The sequence below is a fragment of the Kordiimonas lipolytica genome, assembly GCF_042651265.1.
Taxonomy (GTDB): Bacteria; Pseudomonadota; Alphaproteobacteria; order Sphingomonadales; family Kordiimonadaceae; genus Kordiimonas; species Kordiimonas lipolytica.
In genome coordinates this window covers 19,275-45,914 of the sequence record NZ_JBHSCR010000013.1, presented here as the reverse complement: position 1 = coordinate 45,914, position 26,640 = coordinate 19,275, and the positions used below count along the sequence as shown (strand labels likewise).

The 26,640-nt window shown below is 58.1% G+C and carries 19 protein-coding genes; 8 read left to right on the top strand and 11 right to left on the bottom strand.

What is annotated here, in order from left to right:
- Nucleotides 1-22: 22 nt before the first annotated feature.
- The 4 genes from ACFO5Q_RS11920 to ACFO5Q_RS11905 all read left to right on the top strand — a co-directional run bounded on the left by ACFO5Q_RS11920 (nt 23) and on the right by ACFO5Q_RS11905 (nt 7,076).
- Nucleotides 23-1,204 (top strand): efflux RND transporter periplasmic adaptor subunit, encoded by a 1,182-nt coding sequence (locus tag ACFO5Q_RS11920; RefSeq protein ID WP_068148830.1) that lies wholly within the window; start codon nt 23-25, stop codon nt 1,202-1,204.
- A complete protein-coding gene (locus tag ACFO5Q_RS11915) occupies nt 1,201-4,404 on the top strand; it encodes an efflux RND transporter permease subunit (protein WP_082719923.1) in 3,204 nt (1,067 codons plus the stop codon). Before ACFO5Q_RS11920 ends, ACFO5Q_RS11915 begins: the two co-directional genes overlap by 4 nt.
- Nucleotides 4,405-4,512: 108 nt before the next feature.
- The gene (locus tag ACFO5Q_RS11910; RefSeq protein ID WP_068148827.1) at nt 4,513-4,905 is read left to right on the top strand and encodes a DUF2946 family protein; all 393 of its coding nucleotides are present in this window, start codon (nt 4,513-4,515) and stop codon (nt 4,903-4,905) included.
- Nucleotides 4,906-4,964: 59 nt separating this feature from the next.
- Complete coding sequence (locus ACFO5Q_RS11905; protein ID WP_068148824.1) at nt 4,965-7,076, top strand: TonB-dependent receptor; 2,112 nt, start codon at nt 4,965-4,967, stop codon at nt 7,074-7,076.
- 71 nt (nt 7,077-7,147) lie between these two features.
- Here ACFO5Q_RS11905 and ACFO5Q_RS11900 read toward each other — a convergent pair whose 3' ends face one another.
- The 8 genes from ACFO5Q_RS11900 to ACFO5Q_RS11865 all read right to left on the bottom strand — a co-directional run bounded on the left by ACFO5Q_RS11900 (nt 7,148) and on the right by ACFO5Q_RS11865 (nt 18,144).
- Entirely contained in the window at nt 7,148-7,528 is a 381-nt protein-coding gene (locus ACFO5Q_RS11900) for an MGMT family protein (RefSeq protein WP_082719922.1), read from the bottom strand.
- A gap of 70 nt (nt 7,529-7,598) precedes the next feature.
- The gene (locus tag ACFO5Q_RS11895) at nt 7,599-9,953 is read right to left on the bottom strand and encodes a calcium-binding protein (protein WP_068148821.1); all 2,355 of its coding nucleotides are present in this window, start codon (nt 9,951-9,953) and stop codon (nt 7,599-7,601) included.
- Nucleotides 9,954-9,991: 38 nt separating this feature from the next.
- Nucleotides 9,992-12,145 (bottom strand): calcium-binding protein, encoded by a 2,154-nt coding sequence (locus tag ACFO5Q_RS11890; protein WP_068148818.1) that lies wholly within the window; start codon nt 12,143-12,145, stop codon nt 9,992-9,994.
- A gap of 121 nt (nt 12,146-12,266) precedes the next feature.
- Nucleotides 12,267-13,949, bottom strand: a complete 1,683-nt coding sequence (locus ACFO5Q_RS11885) for an AMP-binding protein (protein ID WP_068148815.1) — start codon at nt 13,947-13,949, stop codon at nt 12,267-12,269.
- Nucleotides 13,950-13,989: 40 nt separating this feature from the next.
- Entirely contained in the window at nt 13,990-15,384 is a 1,395-nt protein-coding gene (locus ACFO5Q_RS11880; protein ID WP_068148811.1) for an L-serine ammonia-lyase, read from the bottom strand.
- Nucleotides 15,385-15,596: 212 nt separating this feature from the next.
- A complete protein-coding gene (locus ACFO5Q_RS11875) occupies nt 15,597-15,962 on the bottom strand; it encodes a DUF4870 family protein (RefSeq protein WP_068148808.1) in 366 nt (121 codons plus the stop codon).
- 216 nt (nt 15,963-16,178) lie between these two features.
- On the bottom strand, nt 16,179-16,655 hold the full coding sequence (locus tag ACFO5Q_RS11870) for a hypothetical protein (RefSeq protein WP_156431983.1): 477 nt from the start codon (nt 16,653-16,655) through the stop codon (nt 16,179-16,181).
- Nucleotides 16,656-16,707: 52 nt separating this feature from the next.
- Nucleotides 16,708-18,144 carry a helix-turn-helix domain-containing protein gene (locus ACFO5Q_RS11865; protein ID WP_068148802.1) on the bottom strand — a complete coding sequence of 479 codons (1,437 nt, stop codon included), beginning with the start codon at nt 18,142-18,144 and terminating at the stop codon, nt 16,708-16,710.
- A gap of 180 nt (nt 18,145-18,324) precedes the next feature.
- Between ACFO5Q_RS11865 and aceB the strand changes: the two genes are divergently transcribed.
- Together aceB and ACFO5Q_RS11855 are read left to right on the top strand one after the other, a co-directional pair.
- On the top strand, nt 18,325-19,971 hold the full coding sequence (gene aceB, locus ACFO5Q_RS11860; protein ID WP_068148799.1) for a malate synthase A: 1,647 nt from the start codon (nt 18,325-18,327) through the stop codon (nt 19,969-19,971).
- 140 nt (nt 19,972-20,111) lie between these two features.
- Complete coding sequence (locus tag ACFO5Q_RS11855) at nt 20,112-20,345, top strand: hypothetical protein (protein ID WP_068148795.1); 234 nt, start codon at nt 20,112-20,114, stop codon at nt 20,343-20,345.
- Nucleotides 20,346-20,495: 150 nt separating this feature from the next.
- Here the strand turns inward: ACFO5Q_RS11855 and ACFO5Q_RS11850 are convergent, their stop codons facing one another.
- Nucleotides 20,496-20,933, bottom strand: a complete 438-nt coding sequence (locus tag ACFO5Q_RS11850) for a hypothetical protein (protein WP_156431982.1) — start codon at nt 20,931-20,933, stop codon at nt 20,496-20,498.
- Nucleotides 20,934-21,135: 202 nt separating this feature from the next.
- Between ACFO5Q_RS11850 and ACFO5Q_RS11845 the strand changes: the two genes are divergently transcribed.
- Together ACFO5Q_RS11845 and ACFO5Q_RS11840 are read left to right on the top strand one after the other, a co-directional pair.
- Nucleotides 21,136-22,116: a UDP-2,3-diacylglucosamine diphosphatase gene (locus tag ACFO5Q_RS11845; RefSeq protein ID WP_082719935.1), complete on the top strand. Its 981-nt coding sequence runs from the start codon at nt 21,136-21,138 to the stop codon at nt 22,114-22,116.
- Between the two features lie 6 nt (nt 22,117-22,122).
- Nucleotides 22,123-23,214 (top strand): glycosyltransferase family 4 protein, encoded by a 1,092-nt coding sequence (locus ACFO5Q_RS11840; RefSeq protein WP_068148788.1) that lies wholly within the window; start codon nt 22,123-22,125, stop codon nt 23,212-23,214.
- Here the strand turns inward: ACFO5Q_RS11840 and ACFO5Q_RS11835 are convergent.
- Both ACFO5Q_RS11835 and ACFO5Q_RS11830 read right to left on the bottom strand, forming a co-directional pair.
- Nucleotides 23,202-24,215 carry an NAD-dependent epimerase gene (locus tag ACFO5Q_RS11835; RefSeq protein ID WP_068148786.1) on the bottom strand — a complete coding sequence of 338 codons (1,014 nt, stop codon included), beginning with the start codon at nt 24,213-24,215 and terminating at the stop codon, nt 23,202-23,204. The two genes, ACFO5Q_RS11840 and ACFO5Q_RS11835, sit on opposite strands and share 13 nt — an antisense overlap.
- Before the next feature lie 83 nt (nt 24,216-24,298).
- A complete protein-coding gene (locus ACFO5Q_RS11830) occupies nt 24,299-26,638 on the bottom strand; it encodes an oxidoreductase (RefSeq protein ID WP_068148782.1) in 2,340 nt (779 codons plus the stop codon).
- Between the last annotated feature and the right edge of the window lie 2 nt (nt 26,639-26,640).

The window sequence follows — 26,640 nt, the reverse complement described above, 5'->3', positions numbered from 1 at the left end:
CGGGCACGTCAGAGAGGTTTTTATGAAGCGGGTAGTTGAGGCTTTCCATGTTGCCAAGGGCAGCGAAAAGGCGGCTGGCCTTATCCAGGTCGCCCTGGTTGTCGCCGTTGTGGTGGGCACGGTTGCCATCACAAAGATTATCCGCATCACAGGTGATAATGGCCCCGGATATTCGGCAAGCCAGTCTGCCCTGGTGGTGGATGTGTTCCAGCCGCGGCCTACCGCTCATACGCCAAAGCTGGAGATCACGGGTGAAGTCTCAGCGCGTGCAGGTGTGGCGATCAGCCCCCAGGTGAGCGGCCGCGTGGTCAGCGTGAATAAGCAACTGGAACCCGGCGCGCTTGTTGGTGCGGGTGAGGTGCTGTTTGAAATTGAACGGCGCGATTATGAACTGGCGCTTGAGCAAGCCGAGGCCGAAGTCGCAGCCGCTGAGTCTGATCTGTTGCAGGCTCGCGCGAACGCGGAAAACTTCATCCGCGACTGGAAGCGCGTGTTCCCTGACAAGCCGGCGCCAGCACTGGTGGCCAAGGAACCCCAGGTGCGGGCGCTTGAAGCGCGTCTGAAGGCTGCGAAAGCGGCAGCCGCGAGAGCGGAGCTGAACTTGGCGCGCACGCGCTTCAGCGTTGGTTACCCGGCGCGGATTGTGGCCAGCAGCGTCGAGCGTGGCCAACTGGTGAACACTGGTATCAGCTATGGCAGCCTTTATGCCACAGACAGTCTGCGCATCACGGCAGGGATCGCGCCAAAGGACCTTTCGCGACTGGCGCTTGAAGTGGGTGACGTGGCGCATATCCGGGACGAGTTTGGTGCCGGCGCGGTTATCCCTGCGCCCGTTACCCAACTTGGCGGGGTGCTGGACAGCCGCACCCGCCTTCAGGACGTGATCATCGCGCTGCCCGCGAGCAGCAGCCTGGTACCCGGTACCTTCGCAACCGTTGAGCTTTCAGGCCATGAGCAGGCCAATATCTACACCTTGCCGATCAGCGCGCTGGCGACAGCGAACAGCGTTTGGCGCGTGAAGGATGGGAAGCTTGAGGACACGCCGGTCGATATCGTCGATATGGACAATGATCATGTGTATGTCCGTGCCTTCGATGTCGCCGATGGTGTCGTAATTTCTGAAGTGCCCACCAGCTTCGTGTCGCGCGCTGTGACCATCCGCAAGTCTATCCGTGCCGAGGCGACTGCAGGGGATGCGTCATGAGCGAAAAGCGCATCGAGGCTTCAGGTATTCTTGGGCTTGTCGCCCGGTTCCTTGAAAACCCGGTGATGACCAACCTTTTGATGGTGTTCCTTATCATCGGCGGATTGATGACGGCTGTGACCATGCGGTCCGAGGTGTTCCCGACCGTTGATGTTGGCACCATTTCCGTGGCTGTGCAGTATCCCGGTGCGACGCCTCTGGAAGTGGAAGACAGCATCACCCGGCGGATCGAAGAAGCGGTTCTGGGCGTGAACGGCGTGGAACGTGTGCGCTCCTATGCTTACGAGAACCGCGGCGCGCTGACGCTGGAACTTGAAGATTTTGTCGATGCCTACCGGGTGAAGGATGAGGTTGAGGCGGCGATCGACAGCCTTGTGGATTTCCCGCCCGGCAATGCCGAACAACCCATTGTTACCGTGACCCAGTCGCTGTCGAACGTGCTGACGCTGGTGCTGGTGGGCCAGGTTGGTGAAAGAGAGATGCGCGCGACAGCTGAGCTTCTGGAACGGGACCTGCTGGCGCTTGATGCCGTTTCCGCCATCACGATCCGGGGTGCGCGCGCCAAGGAAATCTCTATCGAGCTTTCGGAAGATACGCTCAGGAAATATGACCTCACCTTCAAGGAAGTGGCAGACGCGATCCGCAATTCCTCGATTGAACTCTCTGGCGGAGCCATCAAATCGGGTGATGGGGAAGTCCTCTTGCGCACGGATGCCAAGGCGCGGGTGGGCGACGAATTCGAACGCATCATGATCCGCTCATCCAGTTCCGGTGACATTGTGCGCCTGAGCGACATCGCCACCGTGACCGACGGCTTCGCCGATGAGCCGCTGATCAATGAATATAACGGTTCACCCGCGATCTTTCTTGATGTCCTGAGAAACGAAAGCGCTGATATCCTGGATGTGAAGGAAAAGGTGGTCTCCTATGTGGATACCGTTCCGCTTGAGGAAGGCCTTGAGGTGCTGGTGTTCCGGGATCAGACGGAAATCCTCGCGGACCGGATCAGCTTGCTGACGAGCAACGCGCTTCTTGGCTTTGCGCTTGTTTTCCTGCTTCTTGTGGCCACCCTTGATTTCAAGCTGGCTTTCTGGGTGGCGATGGGCATCCCCATCAGCTTCCTTGGCGGCTTCCTGATTTTCGGCAGTATCGGTATCACGCTCAATATGGTGACGCTGTTCGCGCTTATCGTCGTGATCGGTATCGTGGTGGATGACGCCATCGTGGTGGGCGAAAATATCTATGCCGAACAACAGCACGGTTTCCATGAAAGCCGCGCCGCCTTTGAGGGTGTGAAAAATATCTATGCGCCGGTACTTGTGGGCGTGCTCACCACCATGGCGGCCTTCGCGCCGCTTTTGTTCCAGACAGGGACCTTCGCCAAGATTACGCGGCCCATACCCGTGGCGGTGATCGCGATCCTGGCAGTGTCTTTGATTGAAGCCTTCTTCATTCTGCCGATGCACCTCCGGCACGAGAACCGCTGGTCTAAGGGCCTTCTTCGCACCATCCAGCAGAAGGTGGCGCGGGGGCTTGATGCCTTCGCCATCGGCCCCTTGCAGCGCTTGATCGTGCGCGCAAGCCAGTACCGCTACGTAACCGTTGCGGCGACCATCTCGCTGATGATGGTCGGATTTTCACTGGTGGGCGCGGGCATTGTGCGGGTTGTCTTCTTCCCCAACATCGAGGGTACGGAAATCTCTGCCAGACTGGCGCTGCCGAACGGCGCACCGTTTGAAGCCACCGTGGGCGCGATGGATCAGCTGCAGGCGGCACTTGATAAAGTGGCGGCAGAGATCAAAGCCGAATCGGGCGAGACGGTGATCAACGCCACGTCCGTGACCATAGGCGCGCGCTATAACCAGGCCACGGGGCCTGGCAGCTTTTCAAGCGCGCTGACAGCCAGCCATTTGGGGCAGATGTCTGTTGAACTGGTGCCGACCGATGCCCGTAGCTATAGCGCTCGCGAAATTGGGCGACGCTGGGAACAGGCGGTGGGCCAAATTCCCGGTGCCGAAACGCTTTCTTTTGCTTCCACCATCGGGCCGCAAAGCGTCGATGTGGGCTATGAGCTCGCGCACGACGACCAACACGAACTTGAAGCCGCGGCTGGTGACCTTGCAGACCAGCTGGCGCTCATTGGCGGTGTCAGCCAGATTGACGCCGGGCTTGATCTTGGCAAGCGCCAGTTCGAATTTACCCTGACGGACCTTGGGCTCGCGTCCGGTGTCAAACCGACAGACCTCGCGCGCCAGCTCAGGCAGGCCTATTTCGGTGAGGAAGTACAGCGCATCCAGCGCGGGCGCGAGGAAGTGAAGGTTTATGTGCGGTACCCGGCAGAAATGCGCCACAGCCTTGAGAATTTGCAGGATGTCCGTATCCGGTTGCCGGACGGAAGCGGTGTGCCGCTGGCGCTTGTGGCGGATATTGGTGAAGGCCGCAGCCCCACCTCGATTGAGCGGGTGAACGGCCGCCGGGTGCTCACGGTAACAGCCGATGTGGATGAAGCCATCACAACGCCCAATGTGGTCAATGATATGATTCAGGCTGAAATCCTGCCTGGGCTGATGGAAAAGCACCCGGGCCTTCGCTGGCAGCTTGAAGGCGGCTCGCGCGAACAGAGCGAAGACTTCGCGTCGCTCTTCCGGGGCTTCATGCTGGCAGTGATCATCATCTATGCGCTGGTGGCTACCCAGCTCAAAAGCTATATCCAGCCGGCGATCATTCTGGTGTCTATCCCGCTTGGGATTGCCGGAGCCATTTATGGCCACATGACACTGGGGTTTGACCTTTCGTTCGTGTCGCTTTTTGGTGTCGTGGCGCTTGCGGGCGTGGTGGTGAACGCTTCTGTCGTGCTGATTGACCGCTATAATCTTGAACTGCAGGAGCCGGGTGCGACCGCGCTTGATGCTGCTGTGCGTGCCACGCTCAGGCGTTTCCGCCCGATCGCGCTGACAACCATCACAACGGCGCTCGGGCTTTTGCCGATTATTTCGGAAACAAGCCCACAGGCGCGGTTCCTGATTCCGATGGCGGTCAGCCTGGCGACAGGGCTTGTTTTCTCAAGCTTCGTGATGCTGTTCGCTCTGCCTGCGCTCATTCTGGTGATTGAGGATATCCGCGGCTTCTTCTCGCACGAGCACCGTATGATGGCGAAAGGGCTGGACCCCTCTGGCGAGGCTCCTGAACAGGCCAAGTGATGCCTCGGTAAGGGCGCGGCAAAGTGTCCACTTGGATTGAAATGACTTGAATAGTCGGCGGCCATGGGGTACCGGACGGCCAATTGGAAACGTCCGGGAACGCCTTTGATGCTGCGTAAATTCAGGAAAGACGGTGCTGCATGGGATATCGCGCTTGTCGCGGTGCTTCTGAACGTCTTCCTGCAGCTTGGCTGTTGCATGGCGCCGGCCTCTGCCGCAGACGGCCTTTCCCTTTCCGATCCTTTAAGCTGGTGCAGCATCGACAAAACCGATGCCTCGGCGTCAAGTCAGGCGGATAGCGGCGAAAGCCATACTGCTGACTGCAGCGACTGTCGCCAGTGTACCGGCCAGCCTGCCGTCATGGCGGCTGATCTGGACCGTGTCGTCCTTGTGGCTGTGCCGAACGATCCCGTTACCATTACCCCTGTCATTGCCCCCACGCGCAGCCTTGTGGTGGTGCCTTATGAAGGCAGGGGACCGCCAACCACACTCCGCACTTAAACCATTTTTTGTTTTTGTTGTGCCGGATTGATTTTCACCGGCCATTCGGAGTGATATTCATGATTTTCAATCATTCACGCCTCGCGCTTGTAGCGTTGGCGTCTTCCACCATGCTGTCCATGCCTGCTGCCGCTGAATCCGCAAATGCAGACAGCGACACCCTGACAGAAATCCTGGTTGTTGGTGCTCGCCGCGACCAGACAACCCTGACCACCAGCGAGGTGAAGCCGGTGCGCGTAGCCAAGGCCGACGCAGCCGCGCTCGCCACAGCCGTTCCCGGTGGGGCCCTGATCAATAACGGTGCGCTTTCTGGCCAGGTGCAGTTCCGTGGCCTGATGGGCGCACGTGTCGGCGTTTCCATCGATGGTCAGCGTTTCGGCTCAGGTGGCCCGAACCTGATGGACCCGCCGCTTCAGTATGCGCCCCTGCCGCTTGTGGAAAGCCTTGAGGTTTCCCGCAGTGTGGGGTCCGTGTCCAAAGGGCCGGGTCTTGCCGGGAATGTAAACGCCACGCTGAAGAAAGTGGATTTTTCCGGTAGCAGCAGCGCTGACCTGAGCGGCAGCCTTTCCGCCACGGTGCGCAGCGCCGATGAAAGCATGGCCCTGGGCGGCGTGGTTGGCGCATCCACAGACACATGGCGCATACATGTGCTGGCGTCCTATGAGGAAGGCGATGATCTGAGGTCCGGACGCGGCGATATCACAAACACTTTCCATGAGCGGTCGGTCGCAGGTGTCGGCATGGGTTGGCGCAGCCAGGACGGCAAGCACGAACTGGGCCTTGATTACCGCCACCAGAAGGTGGACGACACGGGCAACCCGCCGTTCGCCATGGACATCGAATTCTTCAACGGTGACTTCGTTCAGGCCAAATATCGCGGCAAGTATGACGGGATGAATGTTGAGGCCAACGTGGGGTATGCCGATATCTCGCACGCCATGACCAACTATCTCTCGCGCCCGGCGCCAATGCCGATGATGCAGCGCCGCAGCCTCGCCTGGGCCGAAACCTGGACGGCTGACCTGATGGCCACCACGGATTTCGCGGGCGGCAAGCTGAAGGTGGGGGGTGACTATGAAAGCAGCACCCATGACCTGAAGATTACCAACCCGAATAATGCGGATTTCTTCCTCCAAAGCTTCAAGGGTATCGAGATGGAGCGCATTGGCGGCTTTGGTGAATGGCGCATGGAAGAGGGCGGTAGCGGCTATGAGATCGGCGTGCGCTATGACCATTATTCAAGTACAACAGAGGGCGCGAGCGTCGGCAGCGCCGTGCCAATGGGGCCGGCTATGCTGGCGATGGCCTTCACCAATGCAGACACGGATGTGACGCATGATCTGGTGGATATCGTGTTCCAGGGCTGGTATGCGCTGAGCGAACAGGCAACCCTGCGCGCCACGCTTGCCCGCAAGAACCGGGCGCCGGGTTATGTTGAACAATATGCCTGGCTGCCGACACCCGCGAGCGGGGGGCTGGCTGACGGCAACACCTATGTGGGTGATGTGGCGCTTAAGGCCGAAACAGCCCTGATCGCGGAACTGGGCGTGGACTATGCCGGTGATCGCTTCTATGCGCGCCCGACAGTCTTTTACCGCAAGGTGGACGATTTTATCCAGGGTGTGGCCTATGACGACACGCCGGGTGTTGTGAACACGCCGGTTGAGATGATTTCCGCCATGAACGGTGACCCGACGCCGCTTCGCTTCGGCAATGTGGACGCCACGCTTTACGGTATTGACCTTGATATGGGCGTGACAATCAGCGACCGGCTGCATCTGGACGGCAGCTTCAGCTATGTCCGCGCAAAGCGCGATGACATTAGCGATAACCTTTACCGCATCGCACCGGCACGCGGCACCATTGCCCTGACGTATGAGGGGGGTGACTGGTATGTGACCGCCGCGACCCGCCTTGTGGCTGCCCAGAACAAGGTGTCTGCCACCAACAGCGAAGTGGCGACAGACGGATATGCGCTTGCCGATATCTACGCGGGCTATTGGCTGAGCGACAGCGTCAGCTTGACTGCGGGCGTGGAGAACCTGTTCGACCGTTTCTATCAGGATCATCTGGCCGGCTATAACCGCATATCGGATTCAGATGTTCCCCTTGGTTCGCGCCTGCCGGGCGTGGGCACCAACGCTTTCCTCCGCCTGGATTATCGTTTCTAGGCACGTTCCCACCTCTGCGGGGTGCCTTTTGGCACCTCGCTCTTTTTGAAGTGGGTAAATTCAGGCGGTTTTCAGCCCGGCCAGCCGCTCTGGATGGTCAGGAAATCCATGAAGTCGACGCCGTTTCGATCAAGCCAGGCTTCCGATGGGCCCTGCCAGCGGCAGGTTTTCCAGTCCACAGCGCCGTTTTTCCTGAAGCTGATACCTTCTGCCACCAGCCGGTCGCGCTGCCGCGTCGCCCCGTCGCGCTCGCTTATCTTTCCGGCGCTGTTGATCACCCGCTGCCACGGGATGCCCTGTTCGGCTGGTGTGGCGGCCATGGCGAACCCCACGATCCGCGGCGTCACGCCAGGCAGCAAGCTTGCCACCATGCCGTAGCTCGCGACCTGGCCTTTCGGGATTTCGCGCACCAGATCATAGATTGCGGGGAAGCTTGCATAGGTGCGGGTCATAGGGCGGCAATCCGGAGAACAGGGGTTGAGGCGCGCAGCATACGCGCCATTCCCGAAAGTCTGCAACAGGCTATAGGTCGAATGTCACCGTATTGAGGTCTGCGAGTGCGAGGTCTGTGAGCAGGAGGCTGTCGCCGCCGCCCAAGTCGATCAACACGCCGTCCGCTGTTTCTGTGGCCGCAGCGATAACGTCGTCGACGCTGATGAAATCAGTTGAGGTTGCCTCGAGATTCAGTCTGTCTTCTGCCAGATCAAAGCCTTCGACCGTGTCTGACTCGCTTCCCGCCTGGAAGACCAGCACGTCTGCGCCCCCGCCAGGGCGAAGGATATCGGCCCCTGCACCGCCAACCAGTGTGTCGGCATCGGCGCCGCCATAGAGCGTGTCTGAACCGTCACCGCCGGTGAGAGAGTCGTCACCGGCCCCGCCATACAGTTCGTCGTTGCCCTCGCCGCCGTCGACCTGGTCGTTTTCCGATCCGGCGAACACGAGGTCGTTTCCTCCGCCGCCATACAGGATATCGTTACCCGCTTTGCCAGCGTATATCGTGTCGGCGCCGCCATTGCCGTGAATGGTATCGTCGCCCGTTCCGCCGCCCAGTTGGTCTGCAACGTCGGACCCATAAATCAGGTCATTGCCGCCGCCAGCCCAAAGCTGCTCGGCGTTTTTACCGGCGGTGACGGTTCCTTCGTTCCAATCGCCACCAACCAATGTATCCTGGCCATTGCCGCCAAAGAGCGCATCGGCTCCACTGCCGCCGACCAGCAGGTCATTCCCATTACCGCCGCCTATAATATCATTGCCGTCGCCACCAAAAAAATGGTCGCCGCCGATATCATCAGCGCCGGCCCATATCTGGTCATTGCCTGCACCGCCATGGATGGTGTCGGCACCCCCGTCGCCGCGCAAAATATCCGCCTCGCTACTACCTGTGATATGGTCATGGCCGCTGCCGCCAAATACATTGGCGCCACCGTTGGTCGCAATGAATGTGTCAGCGCCGTCGCCCAGGTAAACCCGGCCATCAATGGTGCCGGTGTTGGTCAGTGTATCGTCGCCCATCCCAAGCGAGATGTCGCCATCGATAAAGCCGGCATTGGTGATTGTGTCGGCAAACGAATGATTGTCTGGAACCTCGGTGACCAATTCTCCATTCAGGTGAAGGGCATACTGGCCGTTGACAAGCTCAAGCGTGAATGTGCCAAACTCGTTCTCATAGGATTGAAGCTCACCGGTAGAGCGATAGTATTCAGATTCACCCTTTTCATACTCATAGTGAAAATAGAAAGCGTAGTTGGAATCGGTGCCGTCGATCAGCCCCAGCCTAACGGCAAAGGCCTCCACCTGGGCGTTTGTAGCAAAGGACCAGAAATCATCAGGCAGCAAGGGTGAATAGCTGCTGGTATAAACTCGGCTTGCAATTGCGGCGAAGTCTTCCGCATCTGCCGTTTCAATAGCATAGCCGCTGTTGCCTGTGGCCGTGTTGGCAAGAATTCTGCCGCTGCCTGAAACCGTAATATCGGCCTGGCCGGCGTAGATGCCCGTTTCGCTGCTTGAAACGGTCCCTGTCAGCGTAAGGTTGAGGCTGCTTTCCTTATGAACCATTATGCCAAAGGCGCCCAGAACACTGAATGTGGCCGCTTCACTGCCGTCGGTTACAATGGTGCCGCTGTTGGTGAGGTCAAGCGAGAGATCGCTGCCCCTGACGATAATGCCTGCGGCACCACCTGAAATGGATCCGGCATTCGTTATACTTCCCCCGCCATTTTCAAGGTAAATACCTGTCGCCATGCCGCTAATGGTACCTGAGGCGGTATTGGTGATCGAAGTGTGCGCCGCCTGATAATCATTGCTGTCTTGGGTGCTCAGGTAACCGGAATAGATTCCGTTAGGCGCATAAAGGGGGTCGCCGCCAACCAACGATCCACCAACGGCCTCCAAGGTCCCGGAATTGGTGACAGTACCACCGTAGATCAAGATGGCGTGGGCGGCACTATGGATCAGGCCCTGGTTGGAAATGTCGGTATCGGAAGAGGCGGTCGTACCATCGCCAGCTACATAAACACCGTGTTTGCCACTTCTGATTTCACCAGACGCGAGGTTGGTGAGGGTCAGCGTGCCAGTCCCAACCTGTATGCCGTTCCCTTGGGTCCACTCGGGCTCGTCTTCTGGAGAAGGGTAGGTCAGAGTTGAAATAGTACCGGCATTTGTGACGTCCACCAGTGTAGCACCGCTGTAGAAGGCGGCGTTTTTGATGGCAGCATCGCTTTGATAGTCGATTATGCCGTTGTTGGTCAGCGTGTCACGCTCACCGCCGCCGGCATCAATATAATTCGACAGGGTCGCGTTAATTGTGATTGTGTCGGACTGATCGTCATTCAGATCAATGGCAGTCGACGAGTCTTCCGCAATGGTTATGTCGGTCATGCGCTTCCCCCCAAGAAGTCCAGTGTTATATCTGATGGCTACAGGACAACCTGCAGATCAATAAGATCGGCTGCGGTTATGCCGGTCAGCAGGATGCTGTTGCCACCGCCGGTATCAATCAGGACACCTTCATCGGTATCTGTGGCTGCGGCTTGTACGGCCGCAAGGTCAATGAATTCCGTACTGGTCGCAGAAAGATCAAGCTGGTCTTCATCAAGGCTGAACCCTGAAACGATATCGCTGCCGTGGCCCGCGGCGAAAATCAGCAGATCGTAATCAACTGCGCCGGACAAAGAGTTATTGCCGGGAAGAATGATGTCGTCGCCTTCGCCGCCCGTAAGGGTGTCATTGCCGGTTCCGCCATAGATGGAATCGTTGCCCGCGCCACCTTCCACAACATCATGCAGCCGACCGCCATAAAGTTCATCATCGCCATCGCCACCGCGGACAACATCATCGTCCCTGCCACCGAAAATGATGTCGTCGCCTGCGCCGCCATCCAGGGTGTCATCACCTGTTCGCCCGGCATAAATGATGTCATTGCCGCCCGCGCCTGCGATATAGTCGTCACCGTCACCGCCGCCCAGTTGGTCCGCGGCAGATGCCCCGTATACGACATCGTTGCCTTCACCCGCCCAGATGGAATTTGAGGAAGTATCGGCAAAGCCAGCGCTGCCGTCCCACTCTCCGCCGACCAGCGTGTCATATCCGGTTCCGCCAAACAACACGTCGGGGCCGGCTTCGCCTACGATCAGGTCGCTGCCTGCTCCGCCGCCAATGGTATCAGCGCCGTTTCCGCCCCAGAAGCGGTCATGCCCATTATCGCCGGCACCTGCCCAGATAACGTCATTGCCGTCTCCGCCATTGATGGTGTCGCCGCCAGCATTTCCGCGCAGGACATCAGCACCGTCGCCGCCCAGAATGGAATCTGCGCCAGCACCACCGCTGACGGTATCGTTACCACTGTCGGCTAGAATGACATCAGCCCCGGTTGTGCCGGTCAGGCGGTCGTCAGCGTCGGATCCGGACATTTGAACCGTTTGGAAAACAAAGTCATAGGCTTGAACATGGATGCCCTCATGGCTCCAGTTCGACAGGTATCTGCCATCGAAAATCGCCAGATTGTCGTTACTGCCAAGGATTTCCTCGCCCAGCTTGTTGCCCTCGGAATCGAAGCGCTGCCCTCTCCAGTAAAACCCAGACCAGCCGGCGATAAAGCCGCCGTCGCCTAAAGCATAAACGCTTGTATCTGACTGGTTATTGTTCAGTTCGGTATTCAGTACAAACGGATCGCTGACAAAGGACCCGTCCGAGCTGATTATTCTGCCCATGACGTCGGTGTTATTGTAGCCGAGTTCGCTTTGGTCCGTAGTCCAGGTAACGACGTATAACCCATCGTTCAGCAAGGCAATATCTGGATCAAATTGTTCGCCCTCTGTCACCGAATTGACGCGGATGCGGTTGTCCGACAGTTCGCTATCGATCTCGATAACATTCCCGTTTGAGTCAAAAAAGCGCAGGAAGACGTCCTTTTCGTCGGCGCCGCTTTCGTCGGCGGAATAGACAACGGCAAATCCCCCATCTGCACTAGGGGCTATTTCGGGGGCCGTGTGATAGCCATCAGTAAACGCACTGAGCTGAATCTCGTTCGATTGGACTTGTGCATATTGGTTGTAGATGCGGCCCATGCTGCCAAGCGTATTGCCCAGGCCAATATAATAGACGTTACTGGTCCAGCCGACGAGGAAGCCTCCGTCAGACAGGGCGTGAACCGTTGCAGCACTGGAGTGCGAGTGGTTGGTAACGGTTTCTATTGCACTTACCGCAGCCCCTTCATTGTCGAAGGTCTGGGTATAGATAGCGCCATCCTCCCCCCAGGCGATTACAAACCCACCGGAGCTGAGGGCGGCAATGCTTTCATGGGAAGGGAGTTCAAAATTGCTGCCAATCGGTTCCCCGTCGGCGGAAACAATTTGTCCGAAGCTGTCGCCGTCTATGGTCCAAATGACAACAGCGTTTCCGCTTTCCAAAGCTGTGATTTTTGATCCACCGTAAATGTTCCCGTCGGTTTCATTAACGGTGATGGGGTCTCCAGATTTTGTTGGCAGAAAACTCTCTTCTTCTGCTTCCTGTCGCACTTCTCTGTTTGAGGTCATCGCCTCAGGCTTTGTCCGTCCGGTTGCTTGGATCATCATGGCCCCCATTGCGTGAAAATTACACAAGCTCTGCAAATTGCATGGTAGGGTGGGTTAGTCAACTTACATGTCTCATAAATGCAGGTGGTTCATCGGCATAGTGCGGCCTTACCCTGCTTTACGCTGTCTCGATTTCCTTAAGGCCAAGCTCATCCATCATGGCTTCACGCATTTTAAATTTCTGGATCTTGCCGGTGACCGTCATGGGATAGTCGTCCACGAAGCGTATATGGCGTGGGATTTTATAGTGGGCGATCTGGTCTTTGCAGAAGGCTTTCAGGCTGTCTGCATCCAGTGCCGCCCCGTCCTTGAGTTGCACCCAGGCGCACAGTTCCTCGCCGAACTTCTCGTCCGGAATGCCGAACACCTGGGCGTCACGGATGTCCGGGTGGGTGTATAGGAATTCCTCTACCTCGCGGGGGTAGATGTTCTCCCCGCCCCGGATCACCATGTCTTTCACCCGGCCTGTGATTTTGCAGTAACCCTCTGCGTCGATCACCGCCAGATCGCCGGTGTGCATCCAGCCTTCCGCGTCGATCGCTTCCGCCGTGCGCTCCGGGTCGTCCCAATAGCCGCGCATCACCAGATAGCCACGGGTGCACAGTTCGCCCTGGGTGCCGCGGGGAACAGTGTTGCCGTCCTCGTCGATGATTTTCACCTCCGCGTGCGGATGGATCCGGCCGACGGTGGATGTGCGGCGCTCAAGGCTGTCGCCACGCCCTGTTTGGAAACTGACGGGGCTTGTTTCCGTCATGCCGTATGCGATGGTGCACTCACTCATATGCATGTCGCCAATGACCCGCTTCATCACTTCCACGGGGCAGGGTGATCCCGCCATGGTGCCGGTACGCAGGCTTGAAAGGTCGTAACTCGCGAAGTCAGGTTCATTGAGCTCACCGATGAACATGGTGGGCACACCCTGAAGCCCGGTGCAGCGCTCGTCCTGAACGGCCTTCAGCACGCTTTTGGGCTCAAACGCTTCGGCCGGGAACACCAGCGTGGCGCCGACAAGGGCGCAGGCCAGCACAGACATCACCATGCCGAAACAGTGATAAAGCGGGATGGGCACACACAACCGGTCCTCGCTTGAGAGATTCATCGCTGCGCCGACGAACTTTGCGTTGTTGAGGATATTATAGTGGCTCAGCGTGGCGCCCTTGGGGCTTCCCGTGGTGCCACTGGTGAACTGGATGTTGATATCATCATGGGGCCCAAGAGACCGCGCGATTTCATACATGCGCGCGTAATGGTCTTCTTCCGCCAGCTCGACGATATCGGCGAACTGGAAGAAGCCTGCGGGCGCCTCTTCGCCCATGGTGATGGCGGCGCGAAGGTGGGGCAGGCGCTCGGAGCTCAGCTTGCCGTGGGGGCTTGTGGCCAGTTCGGGCGCCAGTTCTATCAGCATGGCTTCATAGTCGGACGTTTTGAACCGGTCGGCCAGCACCAGTGCCTTGCAGCCGACCTTGTTAAGCGCAAATTCAAGCTCATGGGTCCGGTAGGCCGGGTTGATGTTCACCTGGATAAGCCCGACTTTCGCGGTGGCGAACTGGGTCAGCACCCATTCGACGCGGTTCGGCGCCCACACGCCCACCCGGTCGCCCGGCTCAAGCCCAAGCGCCAGGAAACCGGCGGCGAAGGCTTCCACGTCATGCAGGAATTCTTCGTAAGTCAGGCGGATACCGTCTTCCGCAAATACAACGAATTCATTGTCCGGGAAGCGGGCTGCAGTTTCCGCAAACATATCGCCGATGGTTTTTTCCAGCAGCGGCTCGTCTGTAGGCCCGATAACGTGACTTTCCATATGTCCTCCCCCAATACCGGGAGGCAGAGGCCCGCCCGGCTTAACAGTCTACCACGTTGGCGGCGATTGGTACTGTGACCGCCAGACCGCCTTCTGCAGTTTCCTTATATTTGGACTGCATGTCACGCCCTGTTATGCGCATGGTGCGAATTACTTTATCCAGCGTCACGAAATGGGTGCCGTCGCCGCGCATCGCCAGCCGTGCCGCGTTGATGGCCTTGATGGCTGCCATGGCGTTGCGCTCAATGCAGGGCACCTGCACCAGCCCGCCGATCGGGTCGCACGTCAGGCCCAGGTTGTGTTCCATGCCGATTTCCGCGGCATTCTCCACCTGGCTTGGCGTACCGCCCAGCACTTCGGTGAGGCCCGCTGCGGCCATGGAGCAGGCGCTGCCCACTTCACCCTGGCAGCCCACTTCCGCGCCCGAAATAGACGCATTCATTTTGAACAAAAGGCCCACGGCCCCGGCTGTCAGCAGGAATTTGATCACGCCCTCTTCGTTGGCATGTGGGATGAAGCGCATATAATAGTGCAGCACGGCAGGCACGATGCCGGCGGCGCCGTTTGTGGGCGCGGTCACCACTCGCCCGCCCACAGCGTTTTCCTCATTCACTGCGAGCGCATAAAGGTTCACCCAGTCCAGGATCGTCAGCGGGTCTGTCAGCGCGCTTTCGGGACGGGACTTGAGCTGGTCATAAAGCTTTTGGGCGCGGCGTTTGATCTTGAGGCCCGGCATGTCACCGCCCCTTGAGCAGCCACGCTCAACGCATTCCTGCATTACGGACCAGATTTCCAGCAGTTCCGCCCTGATTTGCTGGCTCGACCTGAGGACCTTCTCATTCGCCATCATGATGGCGCTGATGGGTTTGCCGGTGCGCTCGCAATGTGCCAGCAGTTCTTCCGCTGTCTTGAATGGGTAGGGCTGTTTGATCTTGTCCTCGACGAACTTGTCTTTTTCGGCTTCCTTTTCATGGACAATGAAGCCGCCACCGATGGAATAATAGATCGACCGGTTCAGCTCGTTGCTATCTTTGTCATAGGCCCAGAACTCCATGCCGTTGGGATGAAACTCCAGCTGTTCGCGTGGCAGCAACTGCAGGTCGTCGTCTTCATGGAAATCGATGGTGTGATGGCCCATCAGCTTGATCTTGCTATATTTGCGGACAGCCTCAACCATAGCCGGGATGGCTTCCACGTCCACGCCGCGCGGGCATTCGCCCATCAGTCCCAGCATCACTGCGGTGTCAGACCCGTGACCGCGCCCGGTGGCACCAAGGGAGCCATAAAGCTTTACGGCGAGGCGCGTGACGTCTTTCAGCTTGCCGGCGCTTTCCAGTTCCTCGACGAACTCTGTGGCGGCCTTCATCGGTCCAACCGTGTGGCTGGAGGAAGGGCCGATGCCGATATTGAAAAGATCAAGAACGCTGATGCTCATAACGCGGTGCTCACAGTTATCCGGTGGCGAAATTGTATAAAATCGGCCACACGCTACGCATAGTCGAAGCGGCTTGCAATGGGATTTTGCTAAAAAGCGACACGCGCAATAAAATTACACGCCTTGAAAAAGTCCAGCTTTTCCAAGGGTCGGTTGTTTGTAATTTTATTTCAACGCTTTGAAATAATCGTTCTGTCGGCAGGAAGTGCCTTCTACCACAGCAGGGTTTGCGGGTTATCGATGGGCTGGCCATCGTTGGCGGCCATCAGCCCCTTGATGCTCCTGACCAGCATCCAGACAAAGAGGCCTGCAAGGATCAGGAAGCCGACAAGAACAACAGTCAAAAGCACGCCAATCAGCCCGATCACAAGGCCCAGCCAGAAGGTGCGGATCTGAAAATCCAGATGGCTTCGATATATGCCGCCGACATGGTGGCTTTTGGTGTGGGCGATGATCACGCCCGCGACAGAGGCAAGACCACCGGTCGCAAGCCCAATCAGATACAGGATATAGACAAGGACGACAGAGCGCCGATCAGTGTCGTGGCGCAACCGGTGCGGGGAAGCAGTGTCTGTCATATCCGTCTCCATTCTGTCGGTCAGTCTTTATAATTGCATAATGCACCTATAGCGGCAAGCGCAATGCAGCATTAGGTCGCACTTTTTCCGCCAATTGACGTTACGGAATTATGACATTATGCCGGCTTTTCCATATTGCAAACCATCATGGCGGGAACCGCGCCCTCGTGCAGCTATAAAAACTTCAGGCGGGAAAAAGGGGAGAGCTCAGCGGGGCTAAGGGGCAGGCTCTGCATATCTTGGGTGCGCTCGATTTCGGCTCGCATGCCAGACGCCGCGTAATAGTCGAATGCCGAGCCAGAACTGGCAGGCATAAATGCCCCAGATCACAATCAGGTAATAGAAGAGGTTCTCGTCGCCAGCGTTGCGATCCATGTTGGGCCAAAGAATGCCTGCGTCGAATAGAAAGATATACAAGCTCCAAAACGACAGCATGGATATTGCCAGTATGCAGGTGCGCCGCAGGTTGCGCATATGGCTCCTCCAAGTCCCTGTTTCCGGCAAGGGCGGAATATAGGCGCTGGCGCACGCGCCAATCAGGATCAACAGGCCGACTTGTGGAACCATCAGGTTCAATCCCAGCCCCAAGGTGGCGCAGAAATACCGAACGAGAACAGTGTTGCGTTCTCTCAGCGCCTTGGGTGTTGGCGGAGCAGAGGGCAAAAACGGGCTTTCATCTTTGGGCCGGTGCATGCAGTTTCATATCGGCACTGGATGGTGGATTTCTACCTAGAAAAACTTCAGGTCACTCTTGGGCAAAGCGGTAGGCGGAGATGCCGCGGGAGCGTTCATCGAGCACCAGCGCTTTGGTCAGCGGCGGGTTTGCGCGCTGCGGGCAGGCGGGGCGTTCGCACAGGCGGCAGTTGGGGCCCACCGGCGTGGCGTCCAGGTTTTCCAAGTCGCGGCCCTTGGCGTAAATCAGCTCCCGCGCATAGGCGATATCGCAACCAAGGCCGATCGCGAGCTGCTGATCCACCTGGCCATAGATTGCACCCACGCGCCTAACCGTGCGCGCGACCGAAAAATAGGTGGTCTCATCCGGCATCTGGATGATTTGGGTGGCGATCCGACCGGGGTAGGCGAAAGTGTCATGTACGTTCCACAAGGGGCAAGTACCGCCAAAGCGCGAGAAGTGGAAGCGCCCGGCTGAGAAGCGCTTGGAGACATTCCCTGCCTTGTCCACCCGGATGAAGAAGAAGGGCACGCCCCGTTCGCCCGGTCGCTGCAGGGTTGTCAACCGGTGGCAGACCTGTTCGAAGCTGGTGTTGTAGCGGTGGCCCAGATGTTCAATATCATACTTGAGCGTCTTGGCGTCAGAAAGGAACCGCGTGTAGGGCATCAGGAGGGCGCCTGCGAAATAGTTGGCGAGCGATATGCGCACCAATCGCCGGGCCTCTTCCGTCTGCCATGTGTGGGTATCGCCGATCCGCTGGATCATCGGCTTGAACTCCAGCATCGCCAATTGGAACGCAAGTTGGAAGATGCGCGCGCTTTGGTCCAGCATTTCGGAAATCAGAAGCTGGCGGCGGTGGAAGTCAAAATGCCTCAGCGTTTCGGGCATCACCTCATGGGGCATGATGCGCACGCGAATGCCGTGCTCTTCGTCCAGCCGCCCGGTCAGCACCATGAAGGCGTCGTCGCGCTCCAGGCCCAGCTCTTCGTGCATGGTCTCGGCTGCCTCATCAAGCTCCGGGAAATAGTTCTTCCGGTCGTGGATAAAGTCGCGCACTTCATCAACAGGGAAGATGGATTCCGGCGTCGCGCCCTCGCGCTCCACCACCTGGCTTGAAAGCTCCGTCGCATTCTGTCGGGCCTGCTGGAATGATTTGTAAATTAGTGTAAAGGCCTCCACAGCTTTGGGGGCGGCGTCCGCCATGTCCTGCATTTCCCCGCGCGACAGGCCAATGCCCTTGAACATCGGGTCCGCGAGGATCTCGGAAAGGTCGGCGAAGGCGCGGGCTTCATCTGTGCCGGCGAAAGCTGTCAGCTCCACGTCATACACTTCTGCCAGGCGCAGCAAAAACTGCGCGGAAACAGGACGTTGATTGCGTTCCACCAGGTTAAGATAGCTGGTCGAAAAGCCCAGCTCAGCTGCCATCTGGCCCTGGCTCAGGCCGCGTTCCCGCCTCAGGCGGCGGATGCGGGGGCCAGCGAAAATCTTCTTGGTGGCGTTCTCTGCCATGGCGCATTCCACTGTTTACAAAATTTACAAATCAACATTTTGACATTTACATATACATACATTCGAACACTTTTTGTATCAATTGTTGTTTGAAATATTGAAATAAAATGAAATATGAAAGCTGCTGGACGCAAGAAAGTTGCCTAAAAGGGCGACCGACAACCGTTGAGAGGATTTGAAATGTCAGCAGCAGTTGAACGCACAGATGAGCCATCGCTCGATATCATCGCGCCCATGAAGGACCTGTATGCCCGCGTCCTCACTGGTGACGCGCTGGCGTTCGTCGCTGACTTGGAAGAACGCTTCGGCGAGCGCCGCAGGGAGCTTATTGAAGCGCGTGCGGAACGCCAGAAAAGGTTCGACGCTGGCGAGCTGCCGGATTTCTTGGCCGAGACAAAAGATATTCGCGAGAGCGACTGGAAGATCCTGGGCACGCCCGAGGAGCTTAAGGACCGCCGCGTGGAAATCACCGGCCCGGTTGACCGCAAGATGATGATCAACGCCTTCAATTCCGGCGCCAATGTTTTCATGACCGACTTTGAAGATGCATCCTCCCCAACTTGGGAGAATATGATCGATGGCCAGATCAACCTGATGGATTATGCTCAAAGCACGCTTGAATATACGGACCCGAAATCCGGTAAGCGATATCGCATGGATGAAAAAACGGCGACGCTGAAGGTTCGCCCGCGCGGCCTTCACATGACAGAGGCGCATGCCGAACTGCGTGGCCAGCCTATCTCCGCCAGTCTGTTCGATTTCGGTCTTTATATGTTCCACAACGCCAAGGCGCTTCTTGCGCGTGGCACCGGCCCCTATTTTTATCTGCCGAAGATGGAAAGCCACCTTGAGGCCAAGCTGTGGGATGACGTGTTCACCTATACTGAAGAAGTCCTGGGGCTTGAGCACGGCACGATCAAGGCGACCGTCCTTATTGAGACGCTGCCAGCCGCTTTTGAGATGGATGAAATCCTCTACGCCTTGAAGGATCATATTGTCGGCCTAAATTGTGGCCGCTGGGATTATATCTTCAGCTATATCAAGAGGATCGGCAAACATGCCGAATACCTCTTGCCGGACCGGTCGCAGGTGACGATGGGTGAGGCCTTCCTGAAAGCCTACTCGCTTTTACTTATCAAAACCTGCCACCGGCGAGGGGCTCACGCCATGGGTGGCATGGCCGCTCAAATCCCCGTCAAGGGGGATGAGGCTTTGAACGCTGCCGCATTCGAGAAAGTCCGCGCCGACAAAGACCGCGAGGCCAGCTTCGGTCATGACGGCACCTGGGTGGCGCACCCGGCGCTGGTGCCCGTGGCGAAGGATGTTTTCGACCGGCTTATGCCGCAGGCGAACCAGCTTCACCGCACCCGCCTTGATATCGAGATAGGCCGGGAACAGTTGCTCGCGCCACACAGCGGCACGATCACGGAAGAAGGCGTGCGCGAAAACATCCGCGTTGGCATCCAGTATCTGGGCGCGTGGCTTACCGGCCGCGGCGCGGTGCCCTTGTATAACCTGATGGAAGATGCCGCCACAGCCGAGATCAGCCGCACACAGATCTGGCAACAGCTGAAACTGAAGGCACAGCTGGATGACGGGCGCCCCGTTACCAAAGAATTGGTTCACGATCTCTATGCAGACGAGATGGTGAAGCTGAGAGAGACTTTAGGCCCTGCCAACTTCGAGGACGGACGACTTGCTGAGGCCGGTCGGCTGTTCCTCGACCTTGTTTTCAAGGAGGAGCTCGCAGAGTTCCTGACGGCCCCGGCCTATGAAATGATTACGCAACCAAGCGCCGAGACGATTGTGGTCAAGGCTGCTGAGTAAAGTTTGTCCCTCACATCTGCCTTATCCGCAGGTGTTTCTTGGCCGGTCCCGCTTGGGGCCGGCCCTTTTTATTGGGATTGGCCGACTATTGCGGCATTCAGAAACGCACTTATATAGATGTTAAACGTGCGGGAGGGATTATGTCAGAGCAAGAAAGCGAAATTGAAGATACTGGTAGTATCGTTGGTGGTCTGATTACGTGGGTGTTGGTCGCTATTGTGTTCGCCGTGATTACAGGCAGCGGCGTAAGCTGGGGTCCCTGGGCGCTCGCCGGTTGGGTTGCCTTGTTGGCTTTGGACTTCATCCAGGCTTGGCTGAGACAGACGAAATTGTACGTCCGGATCCTGTCTGAGGTCTGGAGCCTGCCGTTCTAAGCGCCTCGAGCCGGAGCGTTATTATTAGAAGATGGGTAACGCCTAATCGTCATTCGCCGACTTGATCGGCGAATCTATGTTTGGCGAAAGGGTGCTGTGGACTCGCCGATCAAGTCGGCGAGTGACGAATTAGAGAAAGCGGCAGACCGCTTACCAGAATTCCTTGATGTGGATGATCTTGTCGCCGCGCGTTTCAATGAGCGTCACCCGCTTGCTGCCGTCGCCGCCTGGCACGGTCCACTCAAGCATCACGCCGTTCTTGCCAACGATCATATTGGTGATCTTCTGCTGATAGCTGCCGTCAAAGTGGCCTGCTTTCACATATTTCACCGAATTATTGTAAAGATACTGGGTGTCATACACATCACCCTGGCCCGGGTGGTTATAGACGAAATCCTTGGCATAGAGCGCGAACAGGTTATCCACATCCGCAACCGTTGAGCCGGCGCTCAGCATCTTGTTCATGCGCTTGTTGTATTCAAGCGCCAGCGCCTTGGCTTGGTCCGGGCTGGCGTCGCCTTCGGCAAAGGCTGCGGGCGCGAGCAGGCAGATCATCAGGCATAGTTTTGCGAAAAGTGGCTTCATCATATCCCCCATCATTGAAGTCTTGTTGCTTATGGCACTGCCTGCATGCGGTGTCATGCGTTTAACGCCATGGCTAAACCAAAAGTCTAAACGCGGCGACTCGCTGAGTCTGTTCAGAGTCTGAAAAATCCTCAGGGCTGAAATTACAAAGAAACGGTCACATGGCTGCAACATGATTGTCATGCAGCCCCCGCATAAAGCGCCCATGAAAAAGACTGAACAGACACTTCTTTTTCCTCTGGTGTCCGGAGCTCTCGAAAAGCTTTCGGAGCCGAACCCCAAGCACGTTGAACCCTCCGGCGATGTCCCTTCCTCCCAACCCGATCCCTTCGCCGGGGGCGTTCAATCCCCAAGATCCAAGAAACCGCATTATCGCGCGGTCTTCGTATCCGACACGCATCTGGGCACGCGCGCCGCGCGGGCTGACCTATTGTTGGATTTCCTCAAGTCCATGACCTGCGACAAGCTTTTCCTTGTGGGTGACATCATCGACGGCTGGCAGCTCAAGTCCCGCTGGTACTGGGACACGACCCACAATGACGTGATCCGCCGGGTACTGAAAATGGCCAAGCACGGTACGGAAGTAATCTATATTCCCGGCAACCATGACGAGGGCCTGCGCGGCTTTGAAGGCTATAACATGGCGGGTGTGCAGATCGCGGAAGAAACCATTTACGAAGCGCTTTCGGGCAAACGCTACTGGGTGCTGCACGGCGACAAATTCGATGGCGTCGTGAAATACGCCAAGTGGCTCGCGCATCTGGGCGACCATGCCTATGTGATGCTGCTTCGCCTGAATACCATGGTCAATTGGGCGCGCCACAAGATGGGCTATCCCTACTGGTCGCTTTCGTCCTACCTGAAACACAAGGTCAAGAACGCGGTTGAATATATCGGCAAGTATGAAGAGGCCGTGGCGCTTGAGGCCGAGCGCATGGGCGTGGACGGCGTGATCTGCGGCCATATCCACCATGCGGAACGGCGTTTCTTCGGCAAAACCGAATATATGAACGACGGCGACTGGGTTGAAAGCTGCACAGCGCTTGTGGAGCGTATGGACGGCGCGTTTGAGATTTTGCATTGGGCCGATGAAGTTCGGGCCCGTCATGAAAAATCAGACAAGCCGAGCACAGGCCGCAAGGGCCGCCGCAAGCCCGGTGCCCCGGTTCCAGTGGCGGCGGAATAGCGGGTCGTGGCTGAGTTCGGGCGCAAGATTTGCATTGTCTCTGACGCCTGGGCGCCCCAGGTCAATGGCGTAGTGCGCACGCTTGAAACACTCCGGTCAAAGCTGAAAGCACGGGGGTACAGGGTTTATATGGTGACGCCCAAGTGGTTTCGTACCATGCCGTGCCCGACCTATCCTGAAATCCCGCTTGCGCTTGACGCACGCTGGAAACTCCCCAAGCTGATGTCGCGCATCGACGCCGATGCAGTGCATATCGCCACCGAGGGGCCGCTCGGCTGGGCGGCGCGGCGCTGGTGCGTGCACAACGGCGTGCCTTTCACCACGGCCTACCACACAGCTTTCCCCGAATATGTAGAGGCGCGCACACCCTTGAGCGCAGATCTTCTGTATCCTATTTTCCGGCGCTTCCACGCTGCAGGCAGTGGGGTTCTGGTCGCGACTGCCACAGTGCGTGACCTGCTTCGGGCCAAAGGCTTCACCAATATCGTGGACTGGACGCGCGGGGTTGATACGGCCCAGTTCCATGCGGATGTCGGCGATGCCGAGTGGGGTTTCGAAGGCCCTGTCCAGCTGTATGTCGGCCGCGTGGCGGTGGAGAAAAACATTGAGGCTTTCCTGGAGGCCGACACGCCCGGCACCAAGGTGGTAGTGGGGGACGGTCCGGCCATGGCAAAACTGCAGGCGGCTTACCCGGATGTGAAATTCCTCGGCCCCCTGTTTGGCGAGGCACTCGCGAAGGCCTATGCGTCAGCCGATGTGTTCGTGTTCCCCAGCAAGACGGACACGTTCGGCCTGGTGATGATTGAAGCGCTCGCCTGCGGTACACCGGTCGCGGCTTATCCGGTGCAGGGCCCGCTGGATGTGCTGGGGCCAGACGGCACCGGCCCGTTCACAGACTGGCATGAACCCATTGCGGCCCTCTCTGAGGACCTGACAGCAGCGATCAACACGGCACTCACGCGTGACCGCAAGGCCTGCGCGGAATTTGCTAAAAAATATGACTGGGATGAAGTCGCGCGCCAGTTTGAGGCCGCGCTACAGTGGCAGGATGAGGGTGCTGAAGCGCCTGAAGTGCAGGCCGAAACCTACACCCCATAAAAGTTGCGGTACCAGTCGACGAAATTCTTTACGCCTTCTTCAACCGGCGTGTCCGGCTTGTAGCCTGTCGCGGCAACGAGGGTTTCGACCGACGCACTGGTCTCCGGCACATCGCCCGGCTGCATTGGCAGGAAGTTCTTTTCGGCCTTTTTGCCCAGGCATTCCTCGATCACCTCAATATAGCGCATCAGCTCAACCGGCTGGCCGCCGCCGATATTATGGATGCGCCACGGTACGTTCGACGACTGGGGCGATGGGTTCGCGCTGTTCCAATCGGGGTCGGGTGCGGCAGGAGTATCCAGCGTGCCCACAACGCCGCGTACAATATCGTCGATATAGGTGAAATCCCGCTTGTGGTGGCCGCCATTGAAGACATCGATCGGCTTGCCTTCAAGGATGGCCTTGGTGAAGAGGAACAGCGCCATGTCCGGGCGGCCCCATGGGCCATAAACCGTGAAGAACCTGAGCCCCGTGGTTGGAATGCCAAACAGGTGGCTATAGCTGTGGGCCATCAGCTCGTTGGCGCGCTTGGTTGCGCCATAAAGCGCAACCTGGTGATCCGCCGGGTTCTTCACGGAAAAGGGCATGTTGGTGTTGGCGCCGTAAACCGAGCTTGTCGACGCATAGACCAGATGCTTCACCGCGTTGTGGCGGCAGCCCTCAAGAACCGTCAGGAAGCCGGTGATGTTGCTGTCGATATAGTCGAACGGCGCATCAAGCGAATGGCGCACGCCGGCCTGGGCCGCCAGGTTGATCACGCCGTCGAACTTTTCCGCCTCAAACAGCGCAGCCATACCCTCGCGGTCTTCCAAATTCATCCTGACGAAGCGGAAGGCGTCGCCGCCCGCTTCGGTCACCCGCGCCAGCCGCGCTTCCTTGAGCGCCACATCATAATAATCATTGAGGTTATCAAGCCCAACGACCTCATCGCCCCGCGCCAAAAGAGCTTTTGAAACATGGCTTCCGATGAACCCGGCGGCACCGGTGACGAGAACTTTCATGGCGACATCAATCCTTCAGGCAACAATAAGGCGCTATCGTTAGCATCCTATTGTGTATGGAATTTGACAGGCCTTACAAGCCTTTACTTGGCCCTCACATAGTGTCGCCGCGCTGGCCGCAGCTTCAGCGCTGTCTCCAGCGCCTTGTCATTCTCTTTTTCCGCTTCGCGCAGCATCTGCCCGACACCAGTTGAATATTGGATCGGCCAATGCGGGTCGGTCACACCGTAATGCGCAGCCGCCATGCGCGTGAAGGCCGGGTCATTCAGGTGCGGGCGCGCAAGTGCCACAAGGTCCGCGCGGCCTGCGCCCAAAATCATATTGATCTGTTCCGGCAGGGTGATGGCGCCAACCGTCATGGTGGGGATACCTACTTCATGCCGGATAAATTCGGAGAAGGGCACCTGATACATGCGGCCATACACCGGTTTCTGCCCAGGCACCGTCTGGCCGGTTGAGGCGTTGATCAGGTCCACGCCTGCGTCCTTGAATGCCTGCGAGATTACGCGCAGGTCATCCCAGCTGATGCCGCCCTCAGCCCAGTCCCACGCGGAAAGGCGCACGGACATGGGGCGGTCCGAAGGCCAGGCGGCACGCATGGCTTCAAATACCTCGACCGGATAGCGAGCGCGATTTTCAGCCGAGCCGCCGTATTCGTCCGTACGCGTGTTCGTCAGCGGCGACAGGAAGCTTGCGATCAGATAGCCGTGGGCACCGTGAAGCTCAACCATGTCGAAGCCCGCGCGCGCGGCACGTTCGGTCGCCTCAACAAACTCGGCCTTGACCCGGTCCATGCCCACCCGGTCCAGCGCTTCAGGCACTGCGCTCACGCCTTCCTTGAACGGAATGGCAGAGGCGCTCACAAGCGGCCAGTTGTCATTGTCTTTCGGCAGGTCGGAGCCGTGTTTGGGGTGCTTTGTGGAGCCTTTCCGGCCCGCATGGCCGATCTGCATACATACCTTGGCGCCCGAATTTTCATGGATGAAATCCACGATGTCCTTCCAGGCCGCTTCCTGGGCGTCATTCCAGATGCCGGGACAATGGTCTGTGATGCGGGCGTCGGGCGCGGGGCAGGTCATTTCCGTGAACACAAGGCCAGCGCCGCCCACGCCGCGCGCGCCATAATGCATCATGTGCCAGTCGGTGGGCATGCCGTCCGCCGCGGAATATTGCGCCATCGGCGCCACCACCACCCGGTTCGAAAGCGTCATCCCGCGAAGGGTGAAGGGCGTGAACATGGGCGTTGGGCGCTTGCCCGCGTTTGGCTGCGCGCCTTCAGGCAGGCTGGCGTAATATTCGTCTTCAACGCGCGCCAGGAACTCAGGGTCCCGCAGGCCCACATTGTCCCACGTAATGCTTTTTGACCGGCTCATCAGCGAGAAGGCGAATTCATAGCGCCTGAGTTTCCAGTGGCGCGGCATATTTTCAAACCACCTGAGGCTCACATCCGCTGCATGCTGGATAATCTCCACCGGCGTGCGGCGCTTGTCCTCGTAAGCCGCCATCACCGCAGGCACATCGCCCGCGTTCTCCAGCACGGCTTCACTGAGCCCGATGGCGCATTCCATCGCCAGCTTGGTGCCTGAGCCAATAGACCAATGCGCGCTGGCCTTGGCGTCGCCCAGGATGGCGATCTTGCCCACATTCCACTTGCCGCAGCGCACGCGCGGGAACTGCCGCCAGATGGAGCGGTTGATGATCAGGCCGTGGCCCGCGAGCTCATCCCCAAACACACCTTCAAGGTACCGGGCGCTCTCTTCTTCGCTCATGCCCTCGAAGCCGCAGTTCTCGAATGCTTCCGGCGTGCATTCGATCACCCAGGTGGAGCGGCCTTCTTCATACTGGTAGGTGTGGGCGCAGAAATGCCCCTCGGGCGTTTCCTTGAAGAAGAAGGTGAAGGCGTCCAAAGGCTTTGTGCTGCCCATCCAGGTAAAGTGGTTGCGGCGGTTCTCAATCGAGCGTTCGAACCCGTCGGCGTATTTTTCGCGGATGCGGCTGCCGATGCCGTCTGCGGCGATGATCATGTCGCTGTCTGCGAATTGCGTTTCGAGATTGTCGATATCGACTGCCGTCTCAAAGTTCAGCTTCACGCCCACCTGGGTGCAGCGTTTCTGCAGGATTTCCAAAAGCGTGAAGCGCGAACAACCGGCGAAGCCGTTGCCGCCGATGATGGTGCGCTCACCGCCTTTTTCCACCACGATGTCCTGCCAGTAGGCGAACTGGTCGCGGATCAGGTCATAGCTTTCCGGGTCTGCGGCAAAAAACTCGTCCAGCGTTTCGTCGGAGAACACCACGCCGAAGCCGAAGGTGTCGTTCGCCTTGTTCTGCTCAAAAATTTCAATGTCGAAATCCGGCCGCGCCTTTTTGGTCAGAAGCGCGAAATAAAGCCCACCCGGGCCGCCGCCGATTACTGTGATTTTCATGG